The organism is Streptomyces sp. NBC_01803, assembly GCF_035917415.1.
GTDB lineage: Bacteria > Actinomycetota > Actinomycetes > Streptomycetales > Streptomycetaceae > Streptomyces.
The window spans coordinates 851,388-867,251 of record NZ_CP109073.1 but is presented as its reverse complement, the minus strand read 5'-3'; the positions used below and the strand labels follow the sequence as shown (position 1 = coordinate 867,251).

General features: G+C 74.7%; 10 protein-coding genes. 2 read left to right on the top strand and 8 right to left on the bottom strand.

Annotated elements, in window-relative coordinates; all coding sequences use genetic code 11:
* Positions 1-13 precede the first annotated feature (13 nt).
* From OIE51_RS03610 to OIE51_RS03575, 8 genes are all read right to left on the bottom strand, one after another.
* Positions 14-1,378 (bottom strand): glutamine synthetase family protein, encoded by a 1,365-nt coding sequence (locus tag OIE51_RS03610; protein ID WP_326595452.1) that lies wholly within the window; start codon positions 1,376-1,378, stop codon positions 14-16.
* Positions 1,375-3,204: an IucA/IucC family protein gene (locus tag OIE51_RS03605; RefSeq protein WP_326595450.1), complete on the bottom strand. Its 1,830-nt coding sequence runs from the start codon at positions 3,202-3,204 to the stop codon at positions 1,375-1,377. Before OIE51_RS03605 ends, OIE51_RS03610 begins: the two co-directional genes overlap by 4 nt.
* Positions 3,201-4,940, bottom strand: a complete 1,740-nt coding sequence (locus OIE51_RS03600) for an MFS transporter (RefSeq protein ID WP_326595449.1) — start codon at positions 4,938-4,940, stop codon at positions 3,201-3,203. Before OIE51_RS03600 ends, OIE51_RS03605 begins: the two co-directional genes overlap by 4 nt.
* Positions 4,937-6,331, bottom strand: a complete 1,395-nt coding sequence (locus OIE51_RS03595) for a lysine N(6)-hydroxylase/L-ornithine N(5)-oxygenase family protein (protein WP_326595448.1) — start codon at positions 6,329-6,331, stop codon at positions 4,937-4,939. Before OIE51_RS03595 ends, OIE51_RS03600 begins: the two co-directional genes overlap by 4 nt.
* Positions 6,328-8,061 carry an IucA/IucC family protein gene (locus OIE51_RS03590; RefSeq protein ID WP_326595446.1) on the bottom strand — a complete coding sequence of 578 codons (1,734 nt, stop codon included), beginning with the start codon at positions 8,059-8,061 and terminating at the stop codon, positions 6,328-6,330. The genes OIE51_RS03595 and OIE51_RS03590 overlap by 4 nt, the downstream gene beginning before the upstream one ends.
* Positions 8,062-8,369: 308 nt before the next feature.
* Positions 8,370-9,974, bottom strand: a complete 1,605-nt coding sequence (locus tag OIE51_RS03585; RefSeq protein WP_326595444.1) for a pyridoxal phosphate-dependent decarboxylase family protein — start codon at positions 9,972-9,974, stop codon at positions 8,370-8,372.
* Entirely contained in the window at positions 9,971-11,368 is a 1,398-nt protein-coding gene (locus OIE51_RS03580; protein WP_442811853.1) for a diaminobutyrate--2-oxoglutarate transaminase, read from the bottom strand. The genes OIE51_RS03585 and OIE51_RS03580 overlap by 4 nt, the downstream gene beginning before the upstream one ends.
* Positions 11,369-11,437: 69 nt before the next feature.
* On the bottom strand, positions 11,438-12,667 hold the full coding sequence (locus OIE51_RS03575) for an alanine racemase (protein ID WP_326595443.1): 1,230 nt from the start codon (positions 12,665-12,667) through the stop codon (positions 11,438-11,440).
* A 485-nt stretch (positions 12,668-13,152) separates the two neighbouring features.
* Here OIE51_RS03575 and OIE51_RS03570 point away from each other — a divergent pair, with 485 nt between their 5' ends.
* On the top strand, positions 13,153-13,668 hold the full coding sequence (locus OIE51_RS03570) for a GtrA family protein (protein ID WP_326595441.1): 516 nt from the start codon (positions 13,153-13,155) through the stop codon (positions 13,666-13,668).
* 74 nt (positions 13,669-13,742) lie between these two features.
* A complete protein-coding gene (locus OIE51_RS03565; protein WP_326595440.1) occupies positions 13,743-15,839 on the top strand; it encodes an ArnT family glycosyltransferase in 2,097 nt (698 codons plus the stop codon).
* The last annotated feature ends 25 nt before the right edge of the window (positions 15,840-15,864 follow it).

Here is a 15,864-nt window from a genome sequence, read left to right as displayed (position 1 = left end):
GTACACCGGCCGGTCACAGGCGCTCGAAGCCGCGCACCCGCTCCCAGTCGGTGACCGCCGTCTCGAACGCGGTCAGTTCGGCGCGCGCGGCCTGGGCGTAGTGGGTGACGACCGCCTCGCCGAAGACCTTCGCGGCGATCTCGCTGCGCTCCCAGCGGCGCAGTGCCTCCGTCAGGGTGGCGGGCAGGCGCGGGACGGCCGGGTCGGCCAGGGCGTTGGCGGTGTGCGGGGGCGGCAGGGGCAGCCGGTTGTCGATGCCGTGCAGCCCGGCGGCGACGGCCGCCGCCACGGCGAGGTACGGGTTGGCGTCCCCGCCGGGCACCCGGTGCTCGATGCGCAGGGACTGTCCCGCGCCCACCACGCGCACCGGGCACGTCCGGTTGTCGCGGCCCCAGGTGATGCCGGTGGGGGCGAACGCGCCGGGCTGGAGGCGCTTGTAGGAGTTGATGTTGGGCGCCATCAGCAGCGCGAAGTCGGGCAGGCAGGCCAACTGGCCCGCCACGAAGTGCCGCATCAGGTCCGACATGCCGTCATCCGCCGCCGCGTCGGCCAGCACCGGGGTGCCGTCGGTGCCACGCAGCGAGAGATGGATGTGGCACGAATTGCCCTCACCCTGGTCGTACTTGGGCATGAACGTGAGCGCCACGCCCTCCTGCGCGGCGATCTGCTTGGCACCGTTCTTGAACACCACGTGGTTGTCGCAGGTGACCATCGCCTCCGCGTACCGGAAGACGATCTCGTACTGCCCGGGGTGGCATTCGCCCCTGGCCGTTTCCAACGCCAGCCCCGCGCCCGCCATTTCGCGGCGGATGCGGCGTACCACCGGCTCGATCGCCGTCAGTCCCTGGAGCGCGTAGTCCACGTTGTAGCTCGTGGCGGGGGACAGACCGTGGTAGCGGCGGTCCCACGCGGCCCGGTAGGAGTCGAGGAAGACCAGGAACTCCAGCTCCGTCCCGGCGAACGCGGTCAGCCCGCGCTCGGCCAGCCGGTCGAGCTGGATGCGCAGCACCTGGCGCGGCGCGACCTCCACCGGGGCGCCGCCGGGCCACACCGCGTCGGCGAGGACCAGCGCGGTGCCCGGGTCCCAGGGCAGCGTGCGCAGGGTCGACGGGTCGGGGCGCAGCTCGAAGTCGCCGAAGCCGCTCTCCCAGGCGTCGATGGCGTAGCCCGGGCCGGTGCCCATCTCCACGTCGGAGGCGAGGAGATAGACGCACGCCCCGAAGCCGCGCTCGGCGGCCTCCGCCAGGAAGTACGGCACGGACAGGCGGCTGCCCTGGAGCCGGCCCTGAAGATCGGGGACGGAGACGATGACCTCCTCGACGCGGCCGGCGTCGGCCTGGGCGCGCAACCGCGCCCACGGGGTCTCGGGCGCGGTCATATCCGCTCCTGGGCAGGGGAGTTGGTGAGCGAGTCGACGAGGGGATGGGCGAGGGGATTGGCGACGGTGCCGTGGACGATGTCGAACCCCTCGTCTTTCTCGGCGCGGTCGTGGAAACCGCCGCCGAGCAGCTGCTCGCGGTTGAGCGCCACCCGGTCGAACTCCGGTGCTAGCAGGCCGAACTCCTCGAATCGGTCGGACAGCTCGGGGAACCGCGCGTGGTAGCGCAGGATCTCGGCGCGGACCATCGCCCAGAACTCCTCCTCGGGCACCCCCAGATGCTCGGCGGCCAGCGGGGCGAAGAACCGGAAGTGGCCCGCGAAGACCGCGCTGAGCAGCGAGTGCGCCAGCTCCCGGGCCGGCCAGCGCAGCAGCAGCGCGTCGGCGCGCTCGGACAGCGCCTCGTACTCGGGGTGGCTGCCGGGCAGCAGGTTCACATCCTCGGCGAAGTCCTTGACGGCGATGCCGATGGGTAGGTCGGCGGCGTCGTAGAGGATCACGGTGTTCTCGCCGTGCGGGCAGTAGGCCACGCCGTACCGGTAGAGGTAGTGCAGCAGGCCGGGCAGCAGGGCCCCGAAGAAGCGAGCCAGCCAGGTGCGCGGCGCGAGGCCGGAGCGTTCGACGAGTTCGGCGACGAGCGCGCGGCCGTCCGAGCCGACCGTCAGCAGCGCGGCCATGGTCCGGGCCTTCTCGCCCTCCCGTAGCAGCGCCGCGACCGGCTCGCGCCAGACCGCGCCCAGCAGCTCGTGGTAGCGGTAGGGGGCGTCCTGCACGGACGCGTACAGCGGATGCCGCACGGCCACCGCCGCGACCTCGCCCAGCGGATGGAAGCGCAGCTCGTCGCGGAGGTACGGGTCGGCGACGCGCACCGCGTGCAGCCAGGCCGTCACATCGGGGGCGGCCCGGGTCGGCTCGGGCGAAAGCCCCCGCCACACCAGGGTGTTGCGGATCAGCAGCGGCACCTTCACGTTGCGCCGGTGCGGGTGGTCGAGGTTGGCGAGGGTGCGGATGGACTGGAGGGGGCGGTAACGGTCGGGGCCCTCGCCGAGCGGCACGATGCGGCCGTCCGCGAGATAGGGCGCGAAGAGCGTCGCGACGGCCTCGTCCCAGTGGAAAGGGTGCACGGGCAGCCAGTGGTAGTCCGCCGGGTCGTGTCCGCCGGCGGCGCGGGCGTCCCGCAGCACCGCCGCGAACCGCTCGCGGGTCTCCGCGTCCAGCTCCTCGGCGAGGAGGGCGTCGGCGTCCAGGCCGTGGACGCCGCCGTAGGAGGCGAGACCGGAGTGCACGGCGGCCCACCGCAGGCGCAACGAGCCGGCCGCCTCGGGCGCGTAGGCGGCGGCGTCGGAGGCCGAGAAGCCCAGCCGGCCCTTGTTGAGCAGCATGCAGGGGTGACCGTCCTGGTGGGCCTCCAGATCGAGGTGGTCCAGGTCGGCCAGCTCGGCGGCGGGCAGCCCGCGCGCGATCACCTCGGCCTCGGCCCGCCGGGTCGCGGTCAGCTCGCGCAGCACCTCGGCGGTGGTCGGCCCGTCCCAGCCGAGGACCGGCCGGGCGTCGAGCAGCAGCCGCTCGGGCCCGGCCTCGCCGCCGTCGTCGGGGGCGGGATGGCGGCGGAGGGTGCCGGGCACGAGCCGCCAGGTGCCGAACGTGCCCCGCGCGGCCCGGAACGACCAGTGCGCGCCGTCCCCGAGCTCCAGCCGCCAGCCGTCGTCCGGACCGCCGGCGTCGGGCACGGGAACGAGTAGTTCCTCGTAGGCGAACTCCTCGACGGCCTTGACGACGAGCCGCTGGCCCGCCTGCGCCCAGGCGTCGCGCGTGGTGGGGTTCATCGCTTGTTCTCCTCGGAGTACAGGGGGAAGACCGGCCGCGCCGCCTCGGCGGCCGGGGGAACGCGAGCGGGACGGGCCGGGAGCACCCGGGCCCCCTCGGCGCCGGTCTCCGCGCCGGGCGGAAGGACGGACCGAGGGCCCGGAAGCGGCCCGCGCGCCCACGGATCGACAGCCGCGCCGGCCCCCGCCAGGGCGGACGCCGGATCACCAACGGCCGCGCCGCCGGCCTCCGTCCGCGCCGCCCCGGCGGCTGAGACCGCGGCGCGGACCGCTTGCTTGTCCGGATCGCCTCCGGCCGTGCCACCGCTCGCCGGTCGTGTCAATGCGGTGGTGGTGGCGACCGGTTGCCCTGCCGGGGCGTCAACGGCCTTGCCACCGGCCTTCGGCCTCGTCGGCTCGGCGGTGGCGAACGGTCGTTTCTCCGGGTGGGCAACGTCCCGGCTCGGCGGTGCCGTTCCCGCCGTCGGCCGTGGCGAGGCGGGGGCCGTCGCCGGGGTGCTGCGTGCGGGGCGGAGGGCCAGGGCCACGGCGCATGCCTGGATGGCCGCCGCGACGACCAGGGGGAAGGCCAGGTCGTGGGAGACGGCGGCGGTCGCGGCGATCGGGGCCGCCAGCAGGCCGACGGAACGGGCCGTCTCCACGGCGGTGTAGGCCGGACCGTCGGTGCCGGTCGCGCGGAACATCCACAGCTCGACGGAGACCTGTCCCAGCCCCAGCCCCACACCGAACAGCAGCCGCCCGCCGACCAGTCCGGGCAGGGAGTCGGCCAGGGCCTGCCAGGCCAGCCCGGCCGCCCCCACGGCCATGGCGACCGGCAACAGCCGGTCGCCGAGCGTCTCGTGGCAGCGGCGCACGGTCGGCAGCACGGCCAGCGCGGCCACGCTCGGCAGGAAGAACAGCACGGCGGACGCGGCCGAACCGCCGCCCAGGCTGTCGGAGAACTCGGTGAAGAACGGGCGCGCCACATTGGTGGAGAAGTCGAACGCGAGCCCGATCAGCGCGGCGTAGGCGAGCACGACGAGCCGTGAACGGCGGCGCGGCGCGGCGGTGGGAGCCACCGGGGCGGTCCCGGCCTCCTCCCGGCCCTCCCGGGATGCCCGGCCCTCCTGGGATGCCCGGCTCTCCTGGGATGCCCGGCCCTCCTGGGATTCCTGGCCCTGCCGGCCCAGGACCCGGTACGTCAGCACGGCCAGCACCGCGTCCACCACCGCGAACGCCGCAATCCCGACGCGCGGTTCGGGCAGCGCCAGCACCCCGGCCCCGACCACCGTCGCGACCACGACCGACAGATGGAAGACCACCACGATCGAGCAGAGCCCCGCCAGCCGCGCCCGTTCGCCGCCGCCCCCCTCCGGGCCGCCGTCCTCGCCGTGCTCCGCGATGAACGCCGGATAGGCCAGCAGCAGCGCGCAGTTGGTCGCCACGATCAGCGTGGACAGCACGGTGTACGCGGCGTAACTGGGCGCCATGCCCAGCAGCAGGTCCAGCACCGCCGACCCGCACAGCCCCGACAGCACCAGCCGGTGCAGCGGCCACCGCCGGGCCGCCAGCCCCCACAGGGGGAGGGCGGCGAGCCCGACGAGGCGGCAGACCCACAGGTACAGACCGGTCGCCTCCGCGTCGTCGATCCCGTACAGCCGCTCGAAGAGCTGCGGCAGAAAGGGCGTCAGCGCCGTCTCGGCGACCAGATGGAGGCCGACGACCGAGATCAGCACCGCCTTGGCGCGGGATCTCATCGTGGTATGCCCACGGCGGCGGGGAGCGCCGAAGCCACCGGCGCGTCCGGAATCGGCGCGCCGAACGTCGTGAACGCCTGCCGCCGCGGCACGTCCAGCACCGTGCGCCCGGCGGCGGCGTTGAGGATCGTCGCCGCCCGCCACGCCCCGAGGGAGAGGTCGGGGGCGCCGACGCCGTGCGTGTGCGTCTCGGCGTTCTGCGCGTACAGCGCGCCGGTGACCCGGGGGTCGAGCGCCACCCGGTAGTCGCCGTCGATCCGGTAGCGACCCTTGTCGTCCCAGTCCACCAGGTCGGTCAGGGTGTCCAGGAAGGCCGGCCGGACGGCCGCGTAGCCGGTGGCCGCCACCACGGCCGAGGTCCGCACCTCGAACGTCTCGCCCTGCTGATCGTGTCGGCAGGTCAGCAGATAGCCGTCGCCGACCGCCTCGGCCGCCGCCACCCGCACCCCCGGCTGCAGCGCGGCACGCGGCTCGCCGCCGCCGATGGTCCGCTCGTACAGCTCGTCGTGGATGTCGCCGAGCGTCTTCTCACTGACGCCCTTGTAGAGCTGCCACTGCTCGCGCACCAGCCGCTCGCGCGTCGCCTCGGGCAGGCTCCGGAAGTACCGGATGTAGTCCGGCGTGAAGTGTTCGAGGCCGATCTTGCTGTACTCCATCGGCGCGAACGCGGGCGTCCGGGCGAGCCAGCGGACGAACGGGCCGCCCGCGCCGTCGCCGTCCTGCCGCCGCAGCAGATCGAGCATCACCTCGGCGCCCGACTGCCCGGCGCCGATCACGGTCACGTCCGGCAGGGCGCCCAGCTCCTCGCGGTGGGCGCGGAAGTCGGCGCTGTGCAGCACGCGCCCGGCGTGCGCCTCGGTGAGGAACGGCCGCAGCGGCTCGGGCACCACCGGCGAGGTGCCCACGCCGAGCACGACCTGCCGCGCCGTCACCCGGCTGACCGCCCCGGACGACGAACGGTACGTCACGGCGAAGGCGTCCGCCGTCTCATCCCACTCCAGCGCGGTGACCTCGGCGTCGAAGCGGCAGGACGGCAGCCGTTCGGCGGCCCAGCGGCAGTAGTGGTCGTACTCGCGGCGCGGGATGTGGAAGCGCTCCGAGAAGAAGAACGTGAACATCCGGTCGTGCGCGCGCAGGTAGTTGAGGAACGACCACGGGCTGGTCGGGTCGGCCATGGTGACCAGATCCGCGAGGAACGGCACCTGGAGAACTGTTCCTTCCATCAGCAGTCCCGGGTGCCAGGAGAAGGCCGGCTTGGCGTCGAGGAAGAGGGCGTCGAACCCGGCGACCCCGTCGGCCAGCGCGGCCAGGGACAGGTTGAACGGGCCGATGCCGACGCCGACGAGGTCGTAGGGGGCGTTCCGGTCGGGGGATGCCGAGGACGCGGTCACCGCTGTGCCTCCGTCAGGGGGTTGGGGAGATCGATGTAGACGGACTGGGTGTGGACGTCGCCGACGAGCTCGTCGAGTCCGTCCACACAGGTCAGATAGTTGGCCTTGCAGCGCAGCGCGGGCGCGTCCAGCAGCAGGTCGAGCAGGCCCTTGGCGGCGGGCTCGGCGGCGCGCAGCCGTTCCAGGGCGGCGCGCAGCGCCCGCAGCAGGACGTCCTCGTCCGCGAGCCCGAGCGCGCCGAACGCGCCGATCAGGCCGAGCAGGTTGTTGACGCCGAGGTAGTACGCGACGCGCTCGTCCACGAACCCGTCGTCGAAGACCAGCTCCACGCCGTCGGTCACGCCGGGCAACTGCCGCTCCAACTCGGCGGCGCGGGAGGCCGCCAGGTAGTAGCCCTGGCTGTCCCGGTACCAGCCCGCGCACGGCAGCCCGTCGCCGTCCAGCGCGACCAGCGTGTTCTGGTGGTGCGGCTCCAGCGCGAGGCCGTACCGCGCGTACAGCCGGATCAACGGCACGGCCAGCACGTCGAGATACCGGCCGAACCAGCGCTCCGCCGCCTCGGCGGCCGGCACGCCCAGGGCCCGCGCCGCGTGCTCCACGGCGGCCGACAGCAGCGCGCGGTGCGGCGGCGGCGAGCCGTCGCCCGGCCCGGTTCGTTCCGCCAACAGGCCCGCCACGCACAGCCCTTCGCGGGCGCCGCCGTGGAACGGGTTGTCGCGGATCGCCGTCTCCAGGCCGGTCTCCGGGCCCTCGGCGCCGGCCGAGATCCAGGCGAAGTCCCGCAGGATGGCGAACTCCGGGTGCTCGGCCCGCAGCCACCCCGCCGGACCCGTGGCCAGCAGCCGGGCGGCCCGCACGCCGAGCCGCATCTCGCCACGCAGGTTGTTGCGGCGGGAGTTGGTGATCCGCATGCCCAGCGACAGCTTCAACATCACGGCGGCGTCCGGCCGGTGCACGGTCCGCACCGACGAGGTCGCGTGCCAGGCCGGCCCGGCCGGCCCGAGCGGGCGCAGCAGCCCGGCGTCCACCAGCGCCGCCACCTCCGGGCGGCCCAGCACCTCGCGCGCCTGCCACGGGTGCGCGGGCACCGGCAGCATTCCGCGCGGCAGCCGGAGGCCCTCGGCGAACGGCCGCAGCAGCTCGGCGACCGGGCCGCCGTCGGCGTTCTCGCCGACCACGGCGTCCGGGTGCGCGGCGAACCAGTGCAGCGCGAACGAGCCGCGCAACTCGGGGGAGTAGGCGTCGAGTTCGGAGCCGGATGCCTCCTCGCGGCTCTTCGGCGCGGGGTGGAACGGATGGCCCAGCAGCAACGCCTGCTCGGCGTCGAGGAACGGCGTCGGCCCCCCGGCGCCCTCGCTCTCGCCCTCGGCACGGCGGCGCGCCAGATGGACGGCGGTCCGTGCCGCCGATCCCAGCACCCGGGCGGCGGCGTCGCCACCCAGATGCGGGGGCGCCCCCCGGCCCAGGGTGCTCTCCCGGATCAGCGCCGCCGCCACCAGCGCGGTGTCGGCGGGCCGGCCACCCGCGACCTCCGGCTCGCCGAAGCGGTGCCAGCCGGTCCGGGACCGGTAGCGCACCGGAACGGCCAGCTCAAGACCGGTCGCGGGCAGCGGCAGCCGCAGCACCTGCCCGGCGGGCGGCACGACCGCGCCCGTCTCCCGGACGTAGGCGCGCAGCAATGTCTCCCCGGCCGCCGCGTGCCCCGCGCGCAGCGGGTCGGAATGATCCAACGGATCGGGCCCGGACATCACGCGCCGGTGTCCGTCGCTGGTTGTGTTTTTTGGTGAGCTTCTCCGGTCGCCGGGCGGCAGTGGCGGGTTGGTGGTCGGCTTTCCCTCGGTGGCCCGGCGTCCGTCGCTGGTTGTGTTTTTTGGTGAGCTTCTCCGGTCGCCGGGCGGCAGTGGCGGGTTGGTGGTCGGCTTTCCCTCGGTGGCCCGGCGTCCGTCGCTGGTTGTGTTTTTTGGTGAGCTTCTCCGGTCGCCGGGCGGCAGTGGCGGGTTGGTGGTCGGCTCTCCCTCGGTGGCCCGGCGTCCGTCGCTCACTGGGCCTCTCCCCGCAGCAGTGCTTCCTCCTCGGCGCGGCCCGCCGTCACGACGGTGGCCAGCAGACCCGCGACGTCGGCCGGCGTGGTGTGCGGGTTGAGCAGGGTCAGCTTCAGCCGCACCCGGCCGGGCCCGTCGCCGGGCAGCTCGGTGCGGCCGACCACGGCCCGGCCCGCGCGCAGCAGCCCGCGCCGCAGCCGGGCGTTGATCGTGTCGATCGCGTCGGCCCGGCCCGCCAGCCGGGGGTCCTCCGGCAGGTAGCGGAAGACGAACGCGGTCAGCACCGGCTCGCAGTGCGGTTCCAGCTGGGGGTGGGCGCGTGCCGTCTCCGCCGCCGAACGGGCGAGGTCGTGGCAGGTGTCGACGAGGCGGCCCAGTCCCGCCCGGCCGAGCGTCCGCAGGGTGACGGCGATCTTGAAGGCGTCGGCACGGCGCGTGGTGCGCAGCGACAGGCCCAGCAGGCTCGGGTAGCCCGCCTCCTCGTCGTCGGCCGGGTTGAGGTAGGCCGCGCGGCGGGCCAGCGAGGCATACGTCTCCGCGCGCCGCACCAGGAACACCCCGGCGGCGGCGGGCTGCCAGCCCAGCTTGTGCCAGTCCAGGGAGACGGAGTCGGCCAGCGCGATGCCGTCGAGCAGCGGCGCCAGCCGGTCGGACAGCAGCGCGCCGCCCCCGTACGCGGCGTCCACGTGCAGCCAGGCGCCGTGCCGGTCCGCCAGCGCGGCGCACTCCCGCAACGGGTCGATCGCGCCGGTGTCGGTGGTGCCGGCCGTGGCCGCCACCGCGACCGGCAGCTCGCCGCGCCGGACGGCGGTGTCGAGCGCGGCGGCCAGGGCCTCGGGGTCCATGCGCAGTGTGCTGTCGACGGGGACGGTCACGACCGCTTCCTCGCCGAGCCCGAGCAGGGCGGCGGCCCGCCGCACCGAGAAGTGCGCGGCCTCGGAGGCGAAGATCCGGGGGCGGGGCGTCCCGTCAAGTTTCCAGCCGGGGACACCGCCCAGCTCGATCCGCCCGCTCGTCGCGCGGCCGAGCACCCGGTCCCGGGCCAGCATCAGGCCCATCAGATTGGACTCGGTGCCGCCCGAGGTGAGCACGCCCGCGGCCTCGGCCGGGTCGTATCCGACGAGCTGGGCCAGCTCCTCCAGCAGCAGCGTCTCCAGGGAGGTGGCGGCGGGCGCCTGGTCCCAGGAGTCCTGCGAGGGGTTGAGCGCGGAGACCGCCAGGTCCGCCGCGACGGCGACGGCCAGCGGCGGGCAGTGCAGGTGGGCGGCGCACGACGGGTCGGCGGGGTCGGCGCTGCCGTGGGCGAGCAGCTCGGTGAGGCGGTGCAGCGCGTCCTCGCCGCCCGGCGCGTCGAACTCGCGGGCGACCAGCCCGGCCAGCTCCGCCGGCCGGCCGGCCGCGATCGGCCCACCGCGCCGCACGGCCCCCTCGGCGAGCGCGCCCAGCACCGTGCGCAGCAGCGGCTCCAGGGCGTCCGCGCCGCGCGGCCCGCCCGACAGGGCGTCGGCCGGGACAGGCGCCGGGGGCGCGACGGCGGACGGCGGGTCGGCCCGGGGCGGGTCGGCCACGGCGGCGTCGCGCAGGTCACTCGTCGGCGTCATGCCGTCCTCCCCACCCGCTGACGGGCCGTCACCTCGGCGATGGCGTCGGACAGCCGGTCGAGCACCGCCTCGGCCTCCTGGTCGGTGATGATCAGTGGCGGGAGCAGCCGCACCGTGGAGTCGAACCGGCCGCCCAGCTCCACGATCAGGCCCCGGTCCAGGCAGGCGGCGCGTACCTGGGCCGCCAGCGCCGGGGCGCAGGGCCGGGCGCCGCAGGAGTCCGACTCACCCTCGGGGTCGACCAGTTCGACGCCGATCATCAGGCCGCGCCCGCGCACGTCACCGATCGTGGGCAGCGCGGCGCGCAGCCCGTCCAGGCGGGCGGTCATCCGGGCCCCGACGGTGGCGGCCCGTTCGGTCAGGCCCTCCCGCGCGACGTGCCGCAGGGTCGCCGCGCCCGCCGCCATGGCCAGGGTGTTGCCGCGGAACGTGCCGGTGTGCGCGCCGGGTAGCCAGCCGTCGTAGTCCTCGTGGTAGACGAGCACCGCCAGCGGCAGGCTGCCGCCGATCGCCTTCGACATCACCATGGCGTCCGGCACGATCCCGCTGTGCTCCACGGCCCAGAAGGCGCCCGTGCGCCCCACCCCGGTCTGCACCTCGTCCACGATCAGCGGGATGTCGCGCTCGGCGGTGATCCGCCGCATCTCGCGCAGCCAGCCGTCCGGCGCCGGGACCGCGCCGCCCTCGCCCTGCACCGCCTCCAGGATCATCGTGGCGGGCGGCACCACACCGCCGTTGGGGTCGTCGAGCAGCCGCTCGGTGTACGCGGCCGACAGCTCCGCGCCGCGCTCGCCCCCGGCGCCGAACGGGCAGCGGTACGAGTACGGGAACGGCAGTCGCGTCACGTCGGCGGCGATCCCGGCCACCGACCGCTTCACCCCGACGCCGCCCGAGGCGGCCAGCGCCCCGGCGGTCATCCCGTGGTACGCCCCGGTGAACGCCAGCACCCCGCGCCGCCCGGTGGCCGTCTGCATCAGCTTCAGCGCCGCCTCCACCGCGTCGGTCCCGGCGGGCCCGCAGAAGTGGACGCGCGCCTTGTCGGCGAACGCCTTGGGCAGGGTGGCGAACAGCGCGTCGGTGAAGTCGTCCTTCTCGGGCGTCGCCAGGTCCAGGACGTGCAGCGGCGCGCCGCTGTCGATTGTGCGGCGGATAGCCTCCAGCACGAGCGGGTGGTTGTGGCCGAGCGCGAGCGTGCCCGCGCCGGACAGGCAGTCCAGGTAACGGCGGCCGTCGGCCCCCTCGATCACCATGCCGTGGGCGCGGGCCGGGACGATCGGGAACGAACGGGCGTAGGTGCGCGCGGAGGACTCCCGGTCGCGCTGCCGCCGCAGGATGGCGCCCGCGTCGTGGGAGGACCGCCCGGTCTGGGGCGGGGCGGTTGGCTGCATGGTCATGGACGACTCCGGGGGAAGGGGAGAAGTGAGGGGTGAAGATGTGGCCGAGGCTCAGGTGGGGGAGAAGGCTCAGATCAGGTGGCGGCCCGCGACGGGGTGGCCGAGGAAGGAGTGCATCGCGAACTCCCAGCCGTAGGACCCGGCGAAGGGGAAGACGACCAGGTCGCCCGCGCGCACCCGATCCACGCGGACATCGCGCAGCAGGGTGTCCTCGGGGGTGCACAGCTCGCCGACGACGGTGACCCGGGTCCGCTCGGCGGCCGGGCGGGGACAGCTCTCGGGCCAGTTCTCGACGGGCAGCACCGCCACGTTGTGCACGATGTCCCACGAGGTGGGCAGCTGGAAGTGGTTGATGCCGCCGCGCAGCACGGCGAACCACTCGCCGTAGGACGCCTTGACGTCCGTCACCTCGGCGGCGTACCAGCCACAGTCCGCGACGAGGTAACGGCCGGGCTCCAGCAGCACCTTGACCCCGGCGGGGGGCCGGATGGCCCGGGCCAACTCGCCGAAGTGGGCCACGTCGAACGGCTTCTCGCCCTCGAAGGCGACGCCGATGCCGCCGCCGATGTCGACGTGGCGCAGGTCGATCCCGTGGGTCGACGCGGTCCGTTCGCTCCACTCCAGACACCAGCGCAGGTAGGCGGCGTGAGTTCCGGCGTCGAGGTTGTTCGAGGCGGCGTGGATGTGGAAGCCCACCAGGTCCAGGCCGGGCAACGAGCGTGCCGCGTCGAGGACGTGGGGAACGTCGGGCTCGGCCACGCCGAACTGCGAGGGGGCGCCGCCCATATGGAGGGAGCCGGTGATCGGGAGGTCCGCCGGGTTGACCCGCAGCGCGACCCGCGCGGTGACGCCCTCGGCGGTGGCGATGCGGCTGATCCGGTGCAGCTCCAGGAGGCTTTCGGCGTTGATGGCCTCGGCCCCGGCGCGCACCAGGGCGGTCAGCACGGGCACCGACTTCGCCGGGCCCGCCGCGACGACCGGGGCCGACTGCCGTGCGGCGGTGGCGAGTTCGAGCTCGGAGACGGAGGCGACCTCGAAGCCGTCCACATGCGGGGCCAGGGCCTTGAGGACGCCGGGGAAGGAATTGGCCTTGACGGCGTAGTACACGGCGGCCCACCCGGGCAGCGCGGCGCGCAACTCCCGCGCCCGCTCGGCGGCGACGGCACCGTCGTACACATAGGCGGCGACCGGCTCCCCGTCCCGCGCCAGCTCCAGCAGACGCCGGCGGACGGGCTCGGGCAGCACATCCACCGGATAGGCGGAACGCGGCGCGGCGGAGGGCGGGAACTGGACGGACACGGCGGCTCTACCTCTGCTCGGAAGCGAACTTAGGTGAGCCTAACCTAATGGCTGGCTCGATGGATGCCAAGTCCGCCCGGCGAAACGAGCCGGGCCCCCGGAAGGGCACGACCCGTCTCCCGAAGGGGTGTTGATCCCGCCCGCACGGCGCGGCGGCGATACGTGGCGGCGGCGCGAGGCGGCGGCTCCACGGGGGATGCCGTAGCGCGGTCATGACAACCGGGACGGCCGCCACCGGAAGTCGAGTCACGTCCTTTCGGCGGCCTGGAGCCGCTCCCGTTCGACTGCGGCACCGAGCTGATCGGCGGTCGCACCCCTGTCTGCTCGGGCGGGACGACCCGCTGCCCACCGCGGCCGAGCCGGGTCGGCGCCACGCCGCCGGCTCGCCCGGCGGGCTCCCGCGCCGGCCCGGGCGCATCACTCCTTATCCCGCTTTCATTGGATCATCATTTCTTTCTCAGATATGCCTTGGAGAGTGACGACCGATGACTCCTCGTACGCTCTCCGTGTTCCCGCGCCGTATCCGGCTCAGGGCGGCCGAGCTGGGCTCCTTCGGCCTGGTGGGGGCCGTGGCCTTCGCCGTTGACACGGTCGGCGGCAACGTCCTGCACTTCGGAGCCGGGCTCGGCCCGCTGACGAGCAAGGCGTGTTCCACCGTGGCCGCGACCCTGGTGGCCTACGCGGGCAACCGCTACTGGACGTTCCGGCACCGCGACATCGGCAGCGCGAGACGGCGCTATCCCGTCTTCCTCCTGCTCAACATGGCGGGTCTGGCCATCGCCCTGCTGTGTCTGGCCGTCTCCCGCTCCGTCCTCGGCCTCACCGGGCCCGTCGCCTACAACGTCTCGGCGAACGTCGTCGGCACCGGGCTGGGCACGGCCTTCCGGTACTGGTCCTACCGCCGCTGGGTCTTCCCCGAAGCGAGATCCGGCGTGGTCGCGACGGGCGGCACCCGCCCCGCCCCCGGCCACCGCGCGGCCCCGGAGCGCTCCCCCCGCTGACCGTCCCCCGGGCGCCTCTCTCGCGCCCGCCCGCGCCATCGCTCCCACCTCCCCCCAGGAAGGTCCGCGCAGCCATGTCCGCTTCCGCTTCCCCTGTCACCTCCGCGCCCGCACCCGGCCTCGCCGACCGCGACCCGGCGGCGGTCGGCCCACCGCCCCGTCGCCGTCGCCAGGTGTGGCGCTCGCCGCCTGGCCAGCCCCACTGGGCCCGGCCGGCGCTGCTGGGCATCGCCGCGCTCGCCGCCACGCTCTACGCCTGGAACATCACCAGCAGCGGCTACGCCGAGTACTACGCCGTCGCCGCCCGCAGCATGACGGAGAGCTGGGAGGCGTTCCTCTTCACCGCCTTCGACCCCTCCGCCACCATCACGCTCGACAAGATCGGCGGCTTCCTGTGGCCGCAGGCGATCTCGGCGCGGATCTTCGGCTACGGCGCGTGGTCCCTGACGCTTCCGCACTGCGTCGCCGGCGTCGTCACCGTTCTCGTCACCTACCGGATGGTCCGCCGCTGGCAGGGACCGGAGGCTGGGCTGCTGGCGGCGGCGCTGACCGCGCTGACGCCGCTGCTGGCCTCGCTGTTCGGGCACCCGCTGCTCGACGGCATGCTGACCATGTGTCTGGTGCTCGCCGCCGACCAGTATCAGCGGGCCGTACGGGACGGACGGCTCCGGCCCCTGCTGTTCGCGGCGGTGTGGATCGGCCTGGGCTTCCAGACCAAGATGATGCAGGCGTGGCTCATCGTCCCCGCCCTCGCCGTCGGATATCTGCTCACCGCCCCGATCGCGGTGCGCGCCCGTCTGAAGCACACGGTCGTCGCGGGCGCGGTCCTGCTGGGCGTGTCCCTGTCCTGGGTGGGACTGATGACGCTGACCCCGGAAGACTCCCGGCCGTACGCCGACGGCTCCACGAACAACAGCGCCGCAGCCATGGTCTTCGGCTACAACGGCCTGGGACGGCTGGGCGTCGACCTCCCCGGCGCCGTGGCGGGCCAGGCCCCGGGCGGGGCGGGCGGGACCGCTCCGGTGGCGGAGGCCCCCGGTGCGCGGGCCCCGGGCGCGCCGCCGGCGGCCGGCTCCCCACCGGCCGGGCGGGGCACGGCACCGACCGGCACCGCCACCGCCCGGTCCGGCGCGGACCGGGGTGACGGCTGGACCAAGCTGGTCGGCGACCGCTTCGCCACCCAGATCGCCTGGCTCTTCCCGATCGCGCTGCTCTCCCTCGCCCACGGGCTCACCCGGCGCCGCCGCCCCGGCGGGTATGTCGACCAGGCCCGGGGCGGCTATCTGGTCTGGGGCGTGTGGCTGCTCACCTCGGCCGTGGTGCTGAGCGCGATCGGCGTTCCGCACACCGGCTACGCGGCCGTCCTCGCCGCGCCGCTCGCCGCCCTGTCCGCCGCGGGGACCGTGGCCATGTGGCGATCGGGACGCCGACTGCCGCCGGCCGTCGCCATCGCCGTCCAGACCGCCTGGTGCTGCTGGCTCGCCGCCGACTACCGCGACTGGACGCCGTGGCTGATCCCGTCGCTGGTCACGGCCGCGCTCGTCGCCGTGGCGGCCCGGTGGCGGAGCGGCCGGACCCCGGGCGGGCGGCGGTTCGCGGTGGCGGGGCTGGTCGCGGGCTGCGTCGCGATGTTCGCCGCCCCGGCGGCGTGGTCGCTGTCCGTGCTGGACGAGGACTACGGCGGCTCGGCGTTCGACGCGGCGGCCGGACCCACCGCCGGAGGCGTCCCGGCTCCCGGTCCGGACGGACTCACGGCGGAACAGGAGCGGTTGCTCGCCCATGTGACGGAGCACAACGGCGACGACGTCACCTACACGTTCTCCACGGACAGTTGGTCCACCGCGTCCTCGTACATCCGGGAGACCGGCGCTCCCGTCCTGCCGCTCGGCGGCTTCGGCGGCCAGGCGGCCTCGGTCACCGTCGAGGAGTACCGCGAGCTGGTCCGCACCGGTGAGCTGCGCTTCGCCCTCCTTACCGAACCGGCCGACGGTCCCGGCGCCACCGCCCCGACCCCCGCCCCCGCCCCCGCCACCGGGACCGGGACCGCGCGGATCAGCGACTGGGTGCGCTCCGCCTGCGCCCGCGTCGACCCCGGGGACTACGGCGGCGGCACCGGGACCGGCCCTGGCACCGAAGCCGTCCTCTACCAGTGCTCCCCCGAAGAGAAGTGAGAGACCGTGACCAGGACCGCCATCC